Source organism: Ruegeria sp. CF8, assembly GCF_056537285.1.
In genome coordinates this window covers 230,456-248,987 of record NZ_JBQFRG010000003.1, presented here as the reverse complement: position 1 = coordinate 248,987, position 18,532 = coordinate 230,456, and the positions used below count along the sequence as shown (strand labels likewise).

The window sequence follows — 18,532 nt, the reverse complement described above, 5'->3', positions numbered from 1 at the left end:
TGCCCCCGCCGCGCAAGCGCGCCTCCCCCGAGGTATTTGGGGCCAGATGAAGAACGGATCTTATGAGTTGAGCGTGCGGGCGTAGTCTTTGGTGAATTCCGTGTAACCGTTGGATGTGGATTTCAAGTGCGCGCGTGTCCAGTTGTGCAGCTCGGGCAAATGGTGGAACGGGACGTTTGGAAGGGAATGATGCTCGGCGTGGTACGGCATGTTCCAGGCCAGAAACCGTAAGGCCCGGTTGGTAAAGGTTGTACGCGAGTTTTCGAGCATGTTTGCCACCGGCGGGCAGAGGCCATGCTCGGCCAGCAGGTAAAGGCGTAAAACAGGTTGAGCGACCAGCACCGGAAGAAGCCAGACCCAGAACAGTATCGTGCTATAAGTCAGGCTGATGAGCGTTAAGGTATAGAGACCAAGTAGAATGCGCGTTTCGACCTTCATTGCCGTGTGTTGGCGTTTCGGAAGGTAAGGGGCATCCAGGTGGCCGCTTGCGTTTTGAACCAGCACCTTTGCCATGCCCTTCCAATAGGTCCAACCGCTTAGGTAGATCAGCAGGTCAGGCCAGTTGTCGGGGCGTGGTTTTCCATCCAGTTCCGGGTCGCGTTTGGGGTCGTTTGTCCATTTGTGGTGGGCCAGATGGAAATATCGGAACCACGTAAAGGGCAGGGCGATTGGTACCGAGACCAGATGTCCGACCACATCGTTCAGCCACCCTGTTCGAAAAGGGGTCTTGTGGGTGCATTCGTGGCTGAGGGTGAAGAGGAACACCAGCAAAACGCCTTGCGGCAGGATCAAGACCGGCCAGAACGGGATTTGCGCCACGATCGCCGCGCTCAGGGTCGCTAGCGCTGCCAAATAGATCAACAGATGCCTCAGCCCGGCGGTGTTCGACCGGCGTTGCAATCGGTCCTTGGTCTCTGCGGGCAGAGAAGCGATCAGGTCTTTGTGGTCCATGTTGGCATCGTTAAACCCGGTAAATGCCCGGTCAAGCCCGAAGGGCTAACGGCAAACCGGAGCACCTTTACGCTGCGCAGTGTCAAAGTGAAAATGTCCAACGTGATAGCGGTCGGCGTCCGGGCCCAGCACGGTACTGAACACACCACAGGCACCGCTGTGCAGCTCGCGTAAAACCGCGCTTTGGGTTTTGTCTGTCCATCCGTCCTTCACGGTGATTTGTGTACCGTCCTGAAGGACAAAGGTTGAAATATCGATGGCCCGCCCGCGTGCATGTTGAGACAGGCGCGCGCGTGGCTGGTTGTTCTGGGTTTTGCAGGCATAGTGCCCCACAACCCGCATCCCCTTTAGCCCGCCGCCCATATCGGCAAAGGCGGGTTTGGCAACGGTTTCGATCCATGTTTTCAGCGTGACCGCCGTCTGACAATCCATCAGTGAAAACTGACTGAGGGCAACATCTGAGATCCGGTAGACCCGAACCGGTTTGGCAATGCCGCAGCCCCGAGCCTTGCTTTTCAGGGTTTTGCGTGTTTCGCCCAAAATCGTCCAGTCGCCGCAAACGGCTCCGCGTTCGCGCATCCGCTCGCGCCCTTGTTCCAATTGCATGGCCGCGCATGGGGGCAGGTCTTCGGGCGTCTGCGCGGCTGGTTCGGTCGTTGTGGACTCGTTGGGCAACGAAACATCCAGCGTTTCGCCAGAATCTGCACAGTCCGGGCTGGCGCTTGCGATCCCTGCACTAAGGCAGGCAAACAGAACAGTCAGACAGACCTGCTTCATGCTTACTCGATACTCCGTCACACACGGTTACGGGTACAGGATGGTCAAAGCTGGGCCGTCTGTAAACTCAACTTTTCAGAGATTTCTTGGGTCGGGCTATTCCCTGGGGATGTCAAAACCCGGTGCGGCCAGCTCAAAACCTTCGAAATCAAAGCCGGGAGAAACCGTGCAGCTGACCAATGTGTAATCGCCCGTGCTGCGCGCTGCCTGCCAATGGCCTTCAGGAACGATCAACTGCGGTGCGCCTTTGGACAAGTCAGGTGTGAGAAGCTGATCAGCGGCGGGGCCGTTATCTGTTGCACTCAGGGACAGGGTCAGAGGCGCGCCTGCGTGGTAGAGCCAGATCTCGGTCGCGTCGACCCGGTGCCAGTGGCTGCTTTCACCAGCCTGCAACAGGAAATAGATGCAGGTGCCGGTGGGGCGACCTGCGTTGCTGGCGCGCCAGGTCTCGGCATACCACCCGCCTTCAGGGTGACGTTGCAGGTTCAGGTGGTCGATAATATCTTGTGCAGTCATGAGTGCCCTCTTGGTTCGATGCGATTATGCACGGGAACTTACGATCCGCTATGGTATTCGTGCGCCTGAAGAATATGTAGTGCGACATGACCCTGACGATCCCCTTCGATAACACCTATGCCCGTCTGCCGGATGCGTTTTTTGCGCGGCAGGCACCGGTTCCCGTCCGTGCGCCACAGATGATCGCGTTCAACGATGATTTGGCGAAGTTGCTGCAAATTGCACCCGGAGATGTGCAGGACATGGCCGAAGCTTTCGCCGGCAATCGTCTTCCAGCTGGTGCAGAGCCCATTGCGCAGCTGTATTCGGGGCACCAGTTCGGACAGTATAACCCTCAATTGGGGGATGGGCGTGCGGTGTTGCTGGGCGAGACCGTGGGCACCGATGGGGTGCGCCGGGACATACAGCTTAAAGGCTCGGGCCCAACGCCGTTCTCGCGCCGAGGCGATGGTCGGGCGTGGCTGGGCCCGGTTCTGCGTGAATATGTGGTGTCCGAGGCGATGCACGCGCTGGGCGTTCCGACCACGCGTGCTCTGGCGGCTGTAGAAACAGGTGAGACGGTGTTTCGCGAGGGCCCGATGCCCGGTGCTGTGCTGACGCGTGTGGCCAGCAGTCATTTGCGAGTGGGAACTTTTCAGGTTTTTGCGGCTCGGGGGCAGTTGGACAGTTTGCGCCAACTGACGGAATACGCTATCGCGCGTCATTATCCCGATGTAAAGGGGCCGATGGGCTTGTTGCGGGCGGTGCGGGACGCGCAGGCTAGGCTGATTGCGCAGTGGATGAGCGTGGGGTTCATTCACGGGGTGATGAACACTGACAATTGCTCGATCGCGGGCGAAACGATTGATTATGGCCCTTGCGCTTTCATGGACACCTATCACCCCAATACGGTGTACAGCTCGATTGACCGGATGGGGCGCTATGCCTATTCGAACCAGCCCGACATTGCCGTGTGGAATCTGGCGCAGTTGGCGACGTCCCTGATCCAGCAGATGGATGACAAGGAGGCCGCTGTCGAAGAGGCGACGGAGATCGTCCATGCCATGCCAGAGCTTTTGCAGCAGAATTGGTTGACCCTGTTCCGGGCCAAGATCGGTCTGACGGCTGACGAAGACGCTGATCTAGAGCTTGTGACGGATCTTTTGAAACGCATGGCTGAAGGGCAGGCGGATTTCACCAACACATTCCGGGCGCTGGGCAGCGATACCGCGCGGGATCAGTTTGTTGACCCCGCCAGCTATGACAGTTGGGCCGAGGGCTGGCGCGCGCGATTGGCTCGCGAAGCGCAACCGATGGACGTAATGGCCGCTGCAAACCCGGCGTTCATTCCACGTAACCACCGTGTCGAGCAGATGATCCAAGCGGCAGTGCAAGGGGACTACGCGCCGTTCCATCGGCTGAATGCCGTCCTCGCAAGGCCTTACGATGATCAGGATAATGCAGCAGATCTGAAACGGCCCCCCGCCAAGAATGAAGTGGTGCACGCAACCTTCTGTGGGACGTGACCGATAGGGCGACACTACTGTCGCACAATCTCCAACACGGCGGCGCTGACGATCAGCGCAGCGCCCAGAAACTCGCGCAGGCCAAACGGTTCCCCGGACAGCGCAGCGGCTGAGGCGATGCCGACGACCACTTCGCTCATCAGCAGCAGGCCGACCCGCGATGGGGAAAGCTTCGTCGCAGGCCAAATCGTCATGTAGATCATGGGCAGGATGTAGAAGGCCGACAACAGGGCAAGCAGAAGAACGCGGATGGTCTCGCTTTGCGAGATAGATGGCCAAACCTGCTCGCCCAGCAATGGAAGGCTGAACAAGGACAGGATCAACGCACCCAATACAAAGGCAAAGACCTGTCCCGTGATCGAGATGCGGCTGGCACGATAAAGGCCCAGCGTGCCCAGGGCCCAGCATATGCCTGAGGCCAATGCCAGCCAGTCGCCAATGTTTTTCGGCCACGGCACGAAACCGGAACCGCCCAGAACAACAAACAGGCCGCCCAACCCGCAGAATAGTCCCGCCATGCGCATAAGGTTAAGACGCTCACCGAGAAACAAAACGCCCAGAAGCGTTCCCCAGATCGGTGTGAGGTAGAACAGCAGGATCGACCGCACAACGTCTGTATACACAAGGCTGATGGAATACAGGCTGAACGCAGCCCCTGTGAACATGCCGCTGAGCATCAGGTTGCGCCATTCCCGCACCAGTGTTTGCCGGCCGCTCCAAATAAACGGAAACAAGGCTATCAGGGCCGCGCAGTACATGACAATCCCGGGCCAGGGGCCGGTCAGACCCTGATCCAGAAAGAACCGAACAGGGATCCAGTAGAGCCCCCATAGCGCTCCGCCCATGACCAGAACCAGGCTGGCGCGGGTGCTGTTGTCCGGCTGTGTCTGATGCAGTTCCATTCAGTCCCTCGAGTTGCGGCGGTGTAGTCGGTCCACTGCAATCGGATAGAGCAGGGGATCAAAAGGAACAATCCTTTGATGATCGCTTGCAGGTCGTTTGCCAAATTAACGTGCAATTGGCTTTGTTTCTTTTCAACGCATTCCTTCTGTAACGGAACAGAGGGGTTGCGCACCGCGCCAGAGGTGGCACATTGGGCGCAAGCTCATTGGTCAAGCCTTTATGAAACGGTCTTCAACGCTACGTATCGCCAGCTATAACATTCAAAAGTGCCTCGGGCTGGATTTCCGGCGTCAACCGCAGCGCATCCTTCAGGTTATCGAACACATGCAGGCCGATATCGTTGTATTACAAGAGGCTGACAAACGCTTGCCGCCCCGCCCCGCGGCATTGCCGCATTTCATGTTGGATGAGGCAGGTTGGCAGATCGTCGATTTGGGCGGGGCCGGAAGCCTTGGGTGGCATGGCAATGCGGTCATCTGGCGAGGTGCGGAGATTTCAGTCAGGCAGACTGGGCACCACGAGTTGCCAGGTTTGGAACCACGCGGGGCGGTACGTGTCGAGTTTGAAACCCAAATCGGGCCGCTGCGTGTCATGGGAATGCATCTGGGGCTATTGCCTGCGTCCCGACGACAGCAGATTTCGCATATCCGGCGCTGTGACGACGATCTTGACCAGATGCCGACCGTCTGGGCCGGAGATTTCAATGAATGGTCAAGACAACCGGTTCTGGACCATCTGGCACCCGAGATGAGCTTTCTGCCGCCCCGACCCAGCTTTCCTGCGGCCCAACCGTTGGGCGCACTGGACCGGATCGCGCTGGGCGCAGGGGTAAGGGCCACTGCGCATGGGGTTCACAATGCACGCCCGGCGCATATTGCATCGGATCATCTGCCCGTATGGGCCGATCTGACACGTGCCGCGTAAGATCAGCGGAAAAGCAGAAATCCTTGTGGCGCAAACCGCGCAGACATACTAAGACAGAGACCCGAGCAAGTCTGAGGGGCATCATGTCGGATACGATTATTGGGCGTTGTGAGGCCAAAGGCCTGCGCATGACCGGTCAAAGAAGGATCATCGCGCAGGTGCTTGAGCAAAGCGACGACCATCCGGATGTCGAAGAACTCTATGCACGTGCCTCTGCCGTCGACAAAGGTATCTCGATCGCGACGGTCTATCGGACGGTCAAACTGTTTGAAGAGGCCGGGATTCTGGAACGTCTGGAATTCGGCGACGGCCGCGCGCGGTATGAAGATGCCGAGCGTGATCACCATGACCACCTGATCGACATGCAATCGGGCGAGGTTATCGAATTCGTCGACCCCGAAATCGAAGCCCTTCAGGAAAAAATCGCGGCAAAACTGGGATATAAGCTGAAAGGTCATCGGCTGGAACTGTACGGCGTGCCACTGGAACAAGACTGATGCATCACGAAACGCGATTGATCTCCTCACGTTAATTCATCAAGTGTGACTGGAATTGTCTTGCCCGACGCTGCCGCATGAGGTTGTTGTGCACGATAGGCACCCGAAGTGCCCTTTTCCTGTGGACGCGCATATGAACAACGTAAACGGCATTCTGCTGCTCATAGGGTCGATGGCGGCCTTTGCACTTGAAGATATGTTCATCAAGGTCTTGTCGGTCTCTGTGCCGACTGGGCAGATCATGGTGTTCCTCGGTCTGGTCTGCGGGTTCGTGTTCGCGGTTTTGTCGCTGGTCTCGCGTAAGCGGATTTTTGATCCGGTGGCCTGGCAATTATTGCCAATGGCACGCGCGGCAACCGAAGGGATCGGGGCGGTGACCTTTGTGACAGCACTGTCTTTGATCGATCTGTCCACGGTCGCCGCCGTGTTTCAGGCCATGCCCCTTGCTGTTACCATGGGGGCGGCACTGTTTCTGGGTGAACAGGTTGGCTGGCGGCGCTGGAGCGCCATTGGCGTTGGTTTCATCGGCGTTCTGATGATCATCCGCCCCGGTTTGGAAGGTTTCCAGCCCGAATCCCTGTTTGTGGTGTTGACTGTCATTGCGATTGCCGCACGGGATCTGATCACGCGCAAGCTGGACGTGCGGGTGGCCTCGACCGTTGTGGCAATGCAGGCCTATATCGCCGTTGCGCTGGCCGGGGGCCTTTTGATGGCGATGTCTGGTGCATCCTTTACACCACTTCAGGATGGACAAGCCCTGCCATATCTGGGCGCCGCAGGGTTTGGTGTGATTGGATATTACGGCATTGTTACTGCAATGCGCGTGGGTGAAGCGTCGGCTCTTATGCCGTTCCGCTACACACGTCTGGTGTTTTCGATCCTTGCGGGGATGCTGATGTTTGGTGAGCGGCCAGATGTCCTGACAATGGCGGGCGCGACCCTTATCATCGGGTCCGGCCTGTACACCTTTGTCCGCGAACGGCGATTGGCTCGCGAACTTGTTCCAGCCTGATCTTGTTGGCGCAAACAGAAAACTGTTAGCCCTAAAGGGCCGTAAATATGCGTGTTAGCGTTAACGGAAACGGTTTACTTTTGGGCCGGTGCTGCTATGACGCGTGCAACGACTGCAGCCATAGGGACAGGCCTCATGAGCACTATAATCGACATCCACGCACGCGAAATTCTGGACAGCCGGGGCAACCCGACAGTTGAGGTTGATGTGATTCTGGAAGACGGCACCATGGGCCGCGCGGCGGTACCGTCCGGTGCGTCCACAGGTGCATATGAGGCCGTTGAAAAGCGCGACGGTGACAAATCGCGTTACATGGGCAAGGGCGTTCTGGAAGCCGTTGCTGCCGTGAACGGGGAGATCGCAGAAGAGCTGGTTGGTTTCGACGCAACAGAACAGGTTTCCATCGATCAGGCGATGATCGAGCTGGACGGAACCGAAAACAAGGGCCGTTTGGGTGCAAACGCCATTCTGGGTGTTTCGCTGGCAACGGCCAAGGCAGCGGCGGATTTCACCACACAGCCGCTGTACCGCTATGTGGGCGGCACCTCGGCCCGCGTTCTGCCGGTGCCGATGATGAATATCATCAATGGCGGTGAGCACGCGGACAACCCGATCGACATTCAGGAATTCATGATTATGCCCACCTCGGCCGCGAATATCCGCGAGGCGGTGCGCATGGGGTCCGAGGTGTTTCACACCCTGAAACGCGAGCTCTCGGCTGCCGGTCTAGCCACAGGTGTGGGCGACGAGGGCGGGTTTGCCCCCAACATCGCCTCGACCCGCGAAGCGCTGGATTTCATCCTGCAGGCCGTTGAAAAGGCAGGCTACAAGCCGGGTGAAGAAATCCACCTGGCGTTGGATTGCGCGGCCACCGAATATTATCGCGATGGAAAATACGTTCTGTCGGGCGAGAACATCTCTCTGACCTCGGAAGAAAACGCCGAGTATCTGGCGACTCTGGTCAACGACTATCCGATCATCTCGATCGAAGACGGCATGTCCGAAGATGACTGGGACGGCTGGAAAGCCCTGACTGATGCTATCGGCGACAAGGTGCAGCTGGTGGGTGACGACCTGTTCGTGACCAACCCCGCGCGTCTGGCTGAAGGGATCGAACGCGGCTGTGCGAACTCAATGCTGGTCAAGGTGAACCAGATCGGTTCGCTGACCGAGACCCTGCGCGCCGTCGATATGGCGCACCGTGCGCGTTACACTAACGTCATGTCCCACCGCTCGGGTGAAACCGAGGATGCCACCATCGCCGATCTGGCCGTGGCGACCAATTGCGGTCAGATCAAAACCGGCTCGCTGGCGCGGTCGGACCGCTTGGCAAAATACAACCAGCTGATCCGCATCGAAGAGTCGCTGGGCGAAGTTGCGGAATACGCGGGCGCGTCGATTCTTCGCAAATAACCCTTCTGGTGCTAGGCTGGCCCTTGGATAAGATCCGGGGGTCACGTCTTGCTGAAGATTATTGAACCAGAAACGCCGGACCAGCTAAACGCGGTTCGGCGTTTGTGTTGGGAATACAGGGATTTACTGCTGACTCTGGACGAGCAATCCGTTCGGATCGTTCAAACGTTTTACCCCAAGGAAAAATACGCTCGTTTGATGGACACTATCGAGGTGGATCATGGGCCGCCCAGCGGTGGAATCAAGTTGGCCATGCTGGAAGGAGAGCCAATTGGTTGCGGCATGTTTCATACAATCGAGCCGGGCGTGGCCGAGATTAAACGGGTGTATGTAACGGATTCGGCAAGGGGGTCTGGAGCGGGGTGTGCAATCATGTTGTCGCTGATTGAAACCTGTCGGGATCTTGGTTTCGATCATATCCGGATGGACACCGGAAAACCGCTGACAGCTGCGACTCGGTTATACCTGTCGTTAGGGTTCCAACTGCGTGACGCTTACTCTGAGATTCCAGAAATCGCACGGGAACACCTGCTTTTTTTCGAAATGCCACTGGCAAAAGTCAAAAAAAGTAAAAATAACAATAATTGAATTTAATCAGCGTTTTACTCGCCGTTAAGCTCTGTTTTGCTCGCAGTAAGTTTGTTTAAAATTTATTATGTGTGAACTTGTTACTAACAAAGTCCACTTTGAATCCCGTAACCTCGCTTCATTACAGAAAGGGGGCTACGATGTCTGTATCAAAATTCCTTCTGATAATCGCCGCAACGTCCATAACCATTCTGTCCGCGTGTGCGGGTCCGGGAACCTACCCGATAACCGGGGAAGAAGTATCGGCGAATGATCCGGTTCAGGACATGAATCCCGCCAATATCTTTCGGGGAGAGTCGCGCTAAAGCGCTTTGCTCATCAGCATGTACTTATCGCGGGGTTTGAACCCGGTACGCAGGTACAGCTTCTGAGCGGCCTCGTTGGTTCTGTCCACTTCAAGGTGAAGTGCGGTCAGACCTGCTCCGGCCAGTGCTTTGGGAAGATCCAGCAAAACCTCGGTGGCGATGCCACGGCCGCGAACGGCAGGGCGGATATAGATTTCGTCTACGAACCCGTCCATGCCACCGAACTCGACTGACCAGCCGAAGGTTAGGATGATATAGCCCAACGGCGCGCGTCCCGGGCCAATCAGGTAGACACAGCCATGGGGGATGCCTTCCAGCAAGGAGGCAAGGGCATTTCGGGTTTTGTCAGCGTCCTGTTCGATCCGCGCCTCGGCATGAAACGCAGTGACCAGCGCCATCAGACGATCCAGATCTTCGGGGCGCGCAAGGCGCAGAGCGGCGCTCATAGTCGGGCCAGCCTTTCTGTCAGCAGGGCAAAAAAGCCATCCGCGTCGAGGTCGCCGACAAACAGCGCATTAGGTGCACGGTCAGTCACGCCCCACCAGTCGGCGACGGTCATGCCCATGGTCAGTTCCGACCGGGTCTCAACCTCGACATTTACATGACGGCCCGAGAACAATTCGGGCCGGATCAGATAAGCGGTTACGCAGGGGTCATGCAAAGGCGCGCCCGCGCTGCCGTATTTTTCCTTGTCGAAGCGTTCAAAAAAGTCGGTCATTTCCGCCACAGCAATGCCGACCTTGTTTCCCAATGCCCGGAACGCATCATTGCGGGGTTTGGTGACCAGCGCCTTGTGCGTGACATCCAGGGGCATGACCACGATGGGTCTGCCGGATCTGAAAACAATATCAGCGGCTTCCGGGTCGACGTGGATGTTGAATTCGGCTGTGGGGGTGATGTTGCCCACTTCGAAATAAGCGCCCCCCATCAGCACGATCTCCTGCACCCGATCGACGATGTCGGGGGCCTTGCGGAACGCCATGGCGATGTTGGTCAGTGGCCCCAACGGGCAGAGTGTCACGGTGCCCGATTCATGTTTGCGCAGTGTTTCGATGATGAAATCAACCGCATGTCCGTCTGCCAGGGGCATTTCAGGGTCCGGCAGAACGGGCCCGTCCAGTCCGGTTTTGCCATGTACATGTTCTGCCGTGACCAGAGGACGGATCAAGGGGCGATCACAACCTGCATAGACGGGAACGTCGGTCCTGCCCGCCAGTTCGCAGACAATCCGTGCGTTCTTGGCGGTCAACGCCAAAGGAACGTTTCCGGCAACGGCAGTGATGCCCAGAACATCGATCTCATCCGGGCTGGCCAGGGCCAGCAGGATGGCGACGGCGTCGTCTTGTCCGGGGTCGGTGTCGATGATGATTTTGCGCGGTGCCATTGTGCCTCCGGGGTCTTGAAACGCGGACACTCGCAAGTGTCACCGCACTTGTCCAGCAGTTTCAGGCCCCGGTCGGCGCGTCCACCGGCGGGAGTTTGCCGTTGGCGCGATGCTCTTCGGTTTTAACCTCGTCCCAAAGCGCATCCATCTCGGCAAGGTCGCTTTGTGCGGGGGTTTTGCCGCGCTCGGCCAGACGGGCTTCGACCTGTTCAAAGCGGCGGGTGAACTTGGCATTGGTGCGGCGCAGGGCGGCTTCGGGTTCGATACCCAGATGGCGTCCCAGATTGACTATCACAAAAAGCAGATCGCCAAATTCGTCCTCAAGCGCATCGGCGTCCATCTTGTCGCGCGCTTCTTCCAATTCAGCCGCTTCTTCGGTGATCTTGGCCAGCACATGGCTGGCATCGGGCCAGTCAAAGCCTACGCGAGCGGCACGTTTTTGCAGTTTGTGCGCGCGCAGCAGGGCGGGCAGGTTCGCCGCGACACCGTCCAGCGCACCTTTCTGTTCCTTGCCTGCACGCTCGGCGGCCTTGATCGCTTCCCAATCCTTGGTCTGTTGATCCGCTGATTTGTCGCGGGATTCGTCGCCAAACACATGCGGGTGGCGGCTGACCATCTTGTCCGACATGGTGCGGACCACGTCCTGAAAGGTGAAATGCCCGGCCTCTTCAGCCATTTGCGCGTGAAAGACGGATTGGAACAAGAGGTCGCCCAGTTCCCCTTTCAGCTCATCATAGGCTTCACGCTCAATAGCGTCGGCGACTTCATACGCCTCTTCAATTGTATAGGGGGCGATGGTCGCGAAATCCTGCTCGATATCCCATGGGCAACCGCTTTGCGGATCGCGCAAGCGGCGCATAATTTCCAGCAAACGTTCGATACCAGCGTCGCTGTCGTGGATCAGAGGATTTTCGACCATTGCGAACCCTTTCGTTCCGGTGTCAGATGCATCCATTCCGCAGTCCCGATCAGGAGTCCACCCCAGATGCCCGTCGTCAACCGAATTGCCGATTTCTCAGCCGATATGGCCGCATGGCGCCAGCATTTGCATACGATCCCTGAATTGGAGTTCGAGTGCTATGAGACAGCCGCGTTTGTGGCCGAGCGTCTGCGCGAGTTCGGGGTGGATGAATTGCACGAAGGCATCGCCAAGACTGGAATGGTTGCGATCATCAACGGGCAGGGTGCAGGGCCGACCATTGGCCTGCGCGCGGACATGGATGCCCTGCCGATATCAGAAGAAACAGGTGTCGAATATGCCTCGAAGAACCCCGGTAAGATGCACGCCTGCGGTCATGACGGCCATACCACGATGCTGTTGGGCGCGGCACGCTATCTGGCCGAGACGCGGAACTTCAGCGGCCGTGTGGCGCTGATCTTTCAGCCTGCCGAGGAAGAGGGCGGAGGTGCCGGAGTGATGGTCGAAGAAGGCATCATGGACCGGTTCGACATCTCGCAAGTTTACGGAATACACAACGACCCGGGAAACCCGGAAGGCGCCTTCTATACCACGCCGGGCCCGATTATGGCGGCGGTGGATTCGTTCGAGGTTCATATACAAGGTGTCGGAGGGCATGGGGCGTTGCCCCATCTAACCAAAGACCCCGTTATGGCGGCCTGCGGTATTGCACAGGCGATCCAGACCATCGTCAGCCGCAACCACTATGCAGTGGAAGATCTGGTGATCTCGGTCACACAGATACATACGGGAACAGTTAACAACGTAATCCCGGACACTGCGTATCTGAATGGCACAGTGCGCACCTTTGACCCGACTGTGCAGAAGATGGTCATGGAGCGGATGGAACAGATTGTTCAGGGGCAGGCGGCGTCTTACGGGGTTGAGGCACGGTTGGACTATCAGATTGGGTATCCCGCAACGATCAATGACGTCGAAAAAACCGCTTTTGCTGCCGATGTCGCGCGCGAAGTCTCTGGCCCCGAACGCGTGGTCGACACTATGGGGCGCGATATGGGGGCCGAGGATTTTTCATACATGCTGCAGGAACGGCCCGGCGCGTATCTGTTCTTGGGACAAGGCGAGGGTGCAGGGCTGCACCATCCCAAGTACAACTTCAACGACGATATCGCACCGGTCGGCGCGTCTTTTTTTGCACGTATCGTGGAAAAGGCGCAGCCGTTGGGCTGATGGGGTAAACAGATGGCACTGGAAGACGCAAAGAACCAGGTGGACGAGGCGTTCACTAATCCCGATCTCAAAGGGTTGTCTTATGAGAACACTTTTGGCGGGGCGACCTCGTTCCTGCGACGGCTGTACACCAAGGATCTAAGCGGCGTGGACATCGCGGTGACTGGGGTGCCTTTTGATCAGGCCGTCACCAATCGCCCCGGCACGCGCCTTGGCCCGCGTGCGATCCGCGAGGCCAGCGCCCTGCAATCACCTGACGCGCCTTATGGCTGGCCTTTTGATGCGCTCAGCGAACTGGCCATCGTGGATTATGGAGACATGGCTTACGACTATGCCAATATCCCGGCCTTTCCCGACACCCTAACCGATCATATCCGCACCATTCTGGCGGCGGATGTGGCGTCCGTCACGCTGGGCGGGGACCATTATATCAGCTTCCCGATCCTGAAAGCCTATGCCGAGAAATACGGACCCATGTCATTGCTGCAATTTGATGCGCATACGGACACCTGGGCCGATGATGACATGTCCCGCGTTGACCACGGGACAATGTTCTACAAGGCGGTGAAGTCGGGGATCGTGGACCCGAAACGCTCGGTCCAGGTGGGCATTCGCACCACCAATGAAGACACACTGGGCGTCAACATCATCGACGCGCGTGAGGTCTATGAAGCCGGCCCTGCCGCGGTCGCGCAGAAGATCAAGGGCATTTTGGGTAACAGTCCCGTTTACCTGAGCTTTGACATCGACGGGCTGGACCCGGCCTTTGCACCCGGCACCGGGACGCCGGTCTGGGGTGGACTCAGTTCGATCCAAGCGCAGATCATCCTGCGAGACATTGCCGGTATCAACATCAAAGGCGGAGACGTGGTCGAGGTCTCTCCGCCCTTCGACACGTCCGGCGCAACGGCGATTGCCGGGGCGCATGTGGCGACGCAGATTATCTGTTTGCTGGGATGGGACAAGTTGGCAAAGGCGAACGAGTAAACCCGTTGGGGTACGCGTTAACTTCTGGTTAGCCATACTTCCGGTATGTGCTGGAAGACGCGAAAAAAAGGATGGGGCGGCACGCGCATGACAGAATTCAACCAACCGGTCAGTGGCAATGACTTGGCACGCTTTTCGGGGCCGAACACGTTTATGCGCCTTCCACAGGCCGCGTCACTGGCAGGGCTGGACGTGGCGGTGCTTGGCATTCCGATGGATATCGGCACCTCGTGGCGGTCGGGCACACGGTTTGGCCCGAAACAGATCCGCAGCGAAAGCGCGATGATCCGGCCCTATAACATGGCCACGTCGGCGGCCCCGTTCGATAGTCTGCAGATCGCTGACATCGGGGATCTGGCGATCAACACCTTCTCTTTGTCGGACAGCCTGAGGATCATCAAAGAAAGCTATGATGCGATACTGGCAAAGAACGTCATCCCGGTGGCGATGGGGGGCGATCATTCGATCACCTTGCCGATCCTGCGGGCGATTGCGGCCAAGCACGGTCCGGTGGCACTGGTGCATGTGGATGCCCATGCGGACGTGAATGACGAGATGTTTGGAGAAAAGGAAACCCACGGCACCGTTTTCCGCCGCGCCTATGAAGAGGGGCTGATCGTTCCTGACAAAACCTTTCAGATCGGCATTCGTGGATCTGGCTACGCGGCCTCAGACTTTGCCGAGGCCAAGGACTGGGGTTTTCGCCAGTTCCCCGCTTGGGAGCTCTGGCAGCAGAACCTGACCCAGATCGGCTCGCAGATTCGCAAGACCATCGGCGAGCATCCGGTTTACATCACTTATGACATCGACAGCCTGGATCCGGCCTTTGCTCCGGGCACCGGCACGCCTGAGATTGCGGGGCTGACGACCCCTCAGGCTCTGCAACTGATCCATGCCTTGCAGGGTGTGAACGTAGTAGGCTGTGATCTGGTCGAGGTCTCACCACCGTATGATCCGTCAGGCAACACGGCGCTAACGGCGGCGAACCTGATATACGAGATGCTGTGCATCCTGCCGGGGGTGACGTCACGGTAAACTGGTCTGGAACGGGTTGTGCAAGCGCTTCATCAGCCTAGGATTTGCCCCAGAGGGTAAAGTGGGATGAAAAAGATGGTTCTTTGGGCAGTGCTCGCGCTTGTGATCGGGCTGGGCGCATATATCCGGCTGGCCCCATCCGACCCCGCGCAATGGAATGTTGCGCCGGTCGCATCCGTGGATCAGGATCTGCCAGGCGGTGTGGTGCGCGTTGTTGAAACCGGTCCCGACGGGTTGCAGCGTCTGGACCAGATCATCCGCGCCACGCCTCGCACATCGGTTTTAGCAGGGTCCGTCGATGCGGGCATGATCACCTACGTCACTCGCACCAAGTGGATCGGCTTTCCCGACTACACCACAGTTCAACAGGACGGTAACACTCTGCGCATTTATGGCCGCCTGCGGTTTGGGCGCAGAGACTTTGGTGTGAACAAGGCGCGGGTCGACGGGTGGTTGGAACAGATGTGATTGAGCGGCGGTGGTTTAAGACGCGTCACCCAGCGCAGCGTTCTCCAAGGGTTTACTCTGCAACCCCGATGACAAGCACCCTTCCTGAACCTCTCGCCACATGGGAACGTTCAGCGACATCTGACATTGCGCGGTGAACATGCGGCCATCGACCTGCAGGCAGATCATCTCACCCAACTCGATGCGCGTCCCTGAGGTATCGGTGCAATAGCAATCGCGGGTTTTACCGTCCGGGCCGATGTAATCAGCAAAAACCGGCGTAGATGTCAGCAGTAAAGCAAGCAAAATCCGTTTCATGGTGGCAAGCTTAGCATGACGTTGCCCTTGACCAAAGCCCCGGGATGAGAGACACCGCCCGGATGATCCCCGAAGAACGTCTTGAACAGATCACCCAGCGTTTTCAGTACCTCGAAGCTGCCATGGCCGATGGCGTGTCGGGGGGCGATATTGCGACGCTGGCAAAAGAGTATTCCGATCTCAAGCCTGTGGTCGATCAGATCATGGCCTGGCGGCAGCTGGTTGCGGATCTGGCTGAGGCTGAGGCGATGTTGGCCGACCCGGATATGAAAGAACTGGCCGAGGAGGAAATTCCTCAGCTACAGGCCAGTATTCCCGCCGCAGAACAGGCCTTGCAATTGGCGTTGCTGCCAAAAGACGCAGCCGATGCGCGCCCGGCGATGTTGGAAATCCGACCCGGTACCGGCGGGGATGAGGCTGCTTTGTTCGCAGGCGACTTGCTGCGCATGTATCAGCGCTATGCCGAGGCTCGGGGTTGGCTGTTTGAGATCATCGAGGAACAGGCATCGGATTTGGGCGGCATCAAAGAGGTCGTGGCCCATATCAAGGGCGACAATGTTTTTGCCCGGATGAAGTACGAATCCGGTGTGCACCGCGTGCAGCGCGTGCCAGAGACCGAAAGCGGCGGTCGGATTCATACATCGGCTGCGACAGTGGCGGTTTTGCCCGAGGCTGAGGATGTGGACATTCAGATCGACGCAAATGACATCAGAATCGATACGATGCGCAGCTCGGGCGCGGGTGGGCAGCACGTGAACACCACAGATTCGGCGGTGCGGATCACGCACCTTCCGACGGGGTTGGTTGTGACGAGCTCCGAGAAATCCCAACACCGTAACCGCGAGATTGCCATGCAGGTGCTCAAGACGCGGCTTTATGATCTGGAGCGGCAGCGGATTGACAGCGAACGATCGGCAGATCGGGCCAGTCAAGTGGGCTCGGGCGACCGTTCGGAACGCATTCGCACCTACAATTTCCCGCAAGGTCGCATGACGGATCACCGGATCAACCTGACGCTTTATAAGCTGGATCAGGTGATGCAGGGTGATCTGGATGAGGTCATTGATGCGCTGACGGCTGATGATCAGGCGCGGCTGCTGGCCGAGATGGCGCAATGACCGGCCTGCAGACAGCGGCACAGGCCATGGTGGCGGCAACGGCCCGTCTGCGGGCAGCTGGCGTGGATGACCCCGCGCGGGACGCACGTCTGCTGCTGGCCCATGCGGCGCGTATTGAAGCCAGTCGGGTGACGCTGATTGCGCCCGAGGAGTTGCAGCCCGAGATAGCCGAGCGTTACGACCAATTGATCTCGCTTCGCGCCATTCGGGTGCCGGTTTCACATTTGTTGGGCGAACGCGAGTTTTATGGGCGCCGGTTCCGCGTCAGCCGGGATGTGCTGGACCCACGACCCGAAACCGAAACCCTGATCGAAGCGGCGCTGAGCGCGCCGTTTGATCACGTTCTGGATTTGGGGGTCGGCTCGGGTTGCATCCTGATTACGTTGCTGGCCGAACGTGCCAGCGCGTCAGGCGTCGGGGCCGATCTGAGCGAAGCAGCCTGTCTTCAAGCCAGTGCCAACGCAGTTGAGCATCATGTGCAGGGGCGGGTTGATATTGTGCGCTCGGATTGGTTTGAAAACATTGATGGTCAGTTTGACCTTATTGTTTCCAACCCGCCTTATATCTCAGTGGACGAGATGGTCGAATTGTCGCCAGAGGTCAAAGAGCACGAGCCTCGTATGGCCCTGACCGACGAAGGGGACGGGTTGGGGGCTTATCGTCGGATCGCTGCATCAGCTCCGGATTTTCTGTTGCCGGGGGGGCGGATTCTTGTGGAAATAGGCCCAACGCAAGCAAAAAAAGTTGCTGCTTTGTTTGATGCAGCAGGGCTTGTAGATGTTTGTGTGATCCCGGATCTGGACGGGCGAGACCGTGTGGTTGGCGCAAAAATGCCGGGTTGATCGGCGGGATTGCGACTAAAAAACGCTGCCCGAACCAAAAAAGCTGGTGAAAACCCGAGATTCCTCTTGTCTGCGCGGTCAGGACATGTTTACTCAGGATTAGTCGGCGAGGTTGACGCTGTTGCAGCGCACCCCTGACGCCAAGCCCAAAAAAGTCGAGATCCCGTCACGGCAAACGCCTCAGAGCAGTGCAAAACACGGGTGGTTCGACAGCGAATTGACAAGGCTGACGTAGAGAAAGATGAGATCTTCCAAATCCCGCTCGCGGGCCAAGAATAACCGCAATCGTCCCTCCGGCGGCAACGTCGTAAACCGTGTGTTTGACAGCTCGGGCCCCGAGGGCAAGGTGCGTGGCACGCCGCAGCAGATCATTGACAAATACAACCAACTGGCACGTGACGCGCAACTGTCAAACGACCGTGTGGCAGCTGAAAACTTTCAGCAGCATGCCGAGCATTATTTGCGAATGCTGAGTGAAGCGCAGCGCGAAATGGAAGCCCGCCGCGAAGAGCAGGAGCGCCAGAACCGCGAACGCCAGGCCGAACGGGATCGCGAACGCGCCGAACGTCAGGAACGCGAAGCCGCCCGTCAGGCCGACCCGGCCGAAGCGCCGCAGCCGGATGTGATGGATTTCGCAGCCCCCGAGGCCGCACCTGAAAGCGGGTTGGTTGAAACTCCGGAAAGCAAAGAGGCTGAAGGCTCGGCACCGGAGAAAAAGGAAAAACCGGCACGCAAGCCGCGGGCGCGGAAGCCCAAAGCTGCACCGGTGACGGAAGATGTCCCGAAAACTGATGGGGACGCACCGGAAGCGGCTGAATAAGCCAATAAACAGATCGAACAAAAAAGCCCCGGTAGAACCGG

General features: G+C 58.1%; 22 protein-coding genes. 14 read left to right on the top strand and 8 right to left on the bottom strand.

Annotation, left to right across the window (positions count from 1 at the left end; genetic code table 11):
* Positions 1-60: 60 nt before the first annotated feature.
* The 3 genes from ACR0EV_RS09105 to ACR0EV_RS09095 form a co-directional block, all read right to left on the bottom strand.
* Positions 61-951: a fatty acid desaturase gene (locus ACR0EV_RS09105; RefSeq protein ID WP_480799797.1), complete on the bottom strand. Its 891-nt coding sequence runs from the start codon at positions 949-951 to the stop codon at positions 61-63.
* Positions 952-996: 45 nt separating this feature from the next.
* Complete coding sequence (locus tag ACR0EV_RS09100) at positions 997-1,728, bottom strand: extensin-like domain-containing protein (protein ID WP_480799796.1); 732 nt, start codon at positions 1,726-1,728, stop codon at positions 997-999.
* 96 nt (positions 1,729-1,824) lie between these two features.
* A complete protein-coding gene (locus ACR0EV_RS09095) occupies positions 1,825-2,244 on the bottom strand; it encodes a cupin domain-containing protein (protein ID WP_480799795.1) in 420 nt (139 codons plus the stop codon).
* A gap of 86 nt (positions 2,245-2,330) precedes the next feature.
* Between ACR0EV_RS09095 and ACR0EV_RS09090 the strand changes: the two genes are divergently transcribed.
* On the top strand, positions 2,331-3,749 hold the full coding sequence (locus ACR0EV_RS09090; protein WP_480799794.1) for a protein adenylyltransferase SelO: 1,419 nt from the start codon (positions 2,331-2,333) through the stop codon (positions 3,747-3,749).
* A gap of 14 nt (positions 3,750-3,763) precedes the next feature.
* Here the strand turns inward: ACR0EV_RS09090 and ACR0EV_RS09085 are convergent, their stop codons facing one another.
* Entirely contained in the window at positions 3,764-4,651 is an 888-nt protein-coding gene (locus ACR0EV_RS09085) for a DMT family transporter (protein ID WP_480799793.1), read from the bottom strand.
* 220 nt (positions 4,652-4,871) lie between these two features.
* Between ACR0EV_RS09085 and ACR0EV_RS09080 the strand changes: the two genes are divergently transcribed.
* The 6 genes from ACR0EV_RS09080 (at position 4,872) to ACR0EV_RS09055 (ending at position 9,391) form a co-directional block, all read left to right on the top strand.
* Complete coding sequence (locus tag ACR0EV_RS09080; RefSeq protein WP_480799792.1) at positions 4,872-5,576, top strand: endonuclease/exonuclease/phosphatase family protein; 705 nt, start codon at positions 4,872-4,874, stop codon at positions 5,574-5,576.
* A gap of 83 nt (positions 5,577-5,659) precedes the next feature.
* On the top strand, positions 5,660-6,073 hold the full coding sequence (locus ACR0EV_RS09075) for a Fur family transcriptional regulator (RefSeq protein ID WP_171090502.1): 414 nt from the start codon (positions 5,660-5,662) through the stop codon (positions 6,071-6,073).
* 133 nt (positions 6,074-6,206) lie between these two features.
* Positions 6,207-7,085: a DMT family transporter gene (locus tag ACR0EV_RS09070; RefSeq protein ID WP_480799791.1), complete on the top strand. Its 879-nt coding sequence runs from the start codon at positions 6,207-6,209 to the stop codon at positions 7,083-7,085.
* Positions 7,086-7,220: 135 nt separating this feature from the next.
* Positions 7,221-8,498 (top strand): phosphopyruvate hydratase, encoded by a 1,278-nt coding sequence (gene eno, locus ACR0EV_RS09065; RefSeq protein WP_480799790.1) that lies wholly within the window; start codon positions 7,221-7,223, stop codon positions 8,496-8,498.
* 48 nt (positions 8,499-8,546) lie between these two features.
* Positions 8,547-9,086, top strand: a complete 540-nt coding sequence (locus ACR0EV_RS09060) for a GNAT family N-acetyltransferase (protein WP_480799789.1) — start codon at positions 8,547-8,549, stop codon at positions 9,084-9,086.
* Between the two features lie 140 nt (positions 9,087-9,226).
* Complete coding sequence (locus ACR0EV_RS09055) at positions 9,227-9,391, top strand: hypothetical protein (RefSeq protein WP_171183540.1); 165 nt, start codon at positions 9,227-9,229, stop codon at positions 9,389-9,391.
* Here ACR0EV_RS09055 and ACR0EV_RS09050 read toward each other — a convergent pair.
* The 3 genes from ACR0EV_RS09050 to mazG form a co-directional block, all read right to left on the bottom strand.
* Positions 9,388-9,837 carry a GNAT family N-acetyltransferase gene (locus tag ACR0EV_RS09050; protein WP_480799788.1) on the bottom strand — a complete coding sequence of 150 codons (450 nt, stop codon included), beginning with the start codon at positions 9,835-9,837 and terminating at the stop codon, positions 9,388-9,390. The two genes, ACR0EV_RS09055 and ACR0EV_RS09050, sit on opposite strands and share 4 nt — an antisense overlap.
* Positions 9,834-10,775, bottom strand: coding sequence for a nucleoside hydrolase (locus ACR0EV_RS09045; protein WP_480799787.1), 942 nt, complete (start codon positions 10,773-10,775; stop codon positions 9,834-9,836). The genes ACR0EV_RS09050 and ACR0EV_RS09045 overlap by 4 nt, the downstream gene beginning before the upstream one ends.
* 61 nt (positions 10,776-10,836) lie before the next feature.
* Positions 10,837-11,694, bottom strand: a complete 858-nt coding sequence (mazG, locus tag ACR0EV_RS09040; RefSeq protein WP_480800006.1) for a nucleoside triphosphate pyrophosphohydrolase — start codon at positions 11,692-11,694, stop codon at positions 10,837-10,839.
* A gap of 66 nt (positions 11,695-11,760) precedes the next feature.
* On the opposite strand from mazG, the gene ACR0EV_RS09035 reads away from it, so the two are divergent.
* From ACR0EV_RS09035 to ACR0EV_RS09020, 4 genes are all read left to right on the top strand, one after another.
* Positions 11,761-12,924, top strand: a complete 1,164-nt coding sequence (locus ACR0EV_RS09035; protein WP_480799786.1) for a M20 aminoacylase family protein — start codon at positions 11,761-11,763, stop codon at positions 12,922-12,924.
* Between the two features lie 12 nt (positions 12,925-12,936).
* Positions 12,937-13,911 carry an agmatinase gene (gene speB, locus ACR0EV_RS09030; protein WP_480799785.1) on the top strand — a complete coding sequence of 325 codons (975 nt, stop codon included), beginning with the start codon at positions 12,937-12,939 and terminating at the stop codon, positions 13,909-13,911.
* A gap of 87 nt (positions 13,912-13,998) precedes the next feature.
* A complete protein-coding gene (speB, locus tag ACR0EV_RS09025; protein WP_480799784.1) occupies positions 13,999-14,946 on the top strand; it encodes an agmatinase in 948 nt (315 codons plus the stop codon).
* A gap of 66 nt (positions 14,947-15,012) precedes the next feature.
* Positions 15,013-15,414, top strand: a complete 402-nt coding sequence (locus tag ACR0EV_RS09020; RefSeq protein ID WP_480799783.1) for a DUF1499 domain-containing protein — start codon at positions 15,013-15,015, stop codon at positions 15,412-15,414.
* A 15-nt stretch (positions 15,415-15,429) separates the two neighbouring features.
* Here the strand turns inward: ACR0EV_RS09020 and ACR0EV_RS09015 are convergent, their stop codons facing one another.
* Positions 15,430-15,711 carry a hypothetical protein gene (locus ACR0EV_RS09015; protein WP_480799782.1) on the bottom strand — a complete coding sequence of 94 codons (282 nt, stop codon included), beginning with the start codon at positions 15,709-15,711 and terminating at the stop codon, positions 15,430-15,432.
* A gap of 62 nt (positions 15,712-15,773) precedes the next feature.
* On the opposite strand from ACR0EV_RS09015, the gene prfA reads away from it, so the two are divergent.
* The 3 genes from prfA (at position 15,774) to ACR0EV_RS09000 (ending at position 18,491) form a co-directional block, all read left to right on the top strand.
* Positions 15,774-16,829 (top strand): peptide chain release factor 1, encoded by a 1,056-nt coding sequence (prfA, locus tag ACR0EV_RS09010; protein WP_480800005.1) that lies wholly within the window; start codon positions 15,774-15,776, stop codon positions 16,827-16,829.
* Positions 16,826-17,671, top strand: coding sequence for a peptide chain release factor N(5)-glutamine methyltransferase (gene prmC, locus ACR0EV_RS09005; RefSeq protein WP_480799781.1), 846 nt, complete (start codon positions 16,826-16,828; stop codon positions 17,669-17,671). Before prfA ends, prmC begins: the two co-directional genes overlap by 4 nt.
* 241 nt (positions 17,672-17,912) lie before the next feature.
* A complete protein-coding gene (locus ACR0EV_RS09000; RefSeq protein WP_480799780.1) occupies positions 17,913-18,491 on the top strand; it encodes a DUF4167 domain-containing protein in 579 nt (192 codons plus the stop codon).
* The last annotated feature ends 41 nt before the right edge of the window (positions 18,492-18,532 follow it).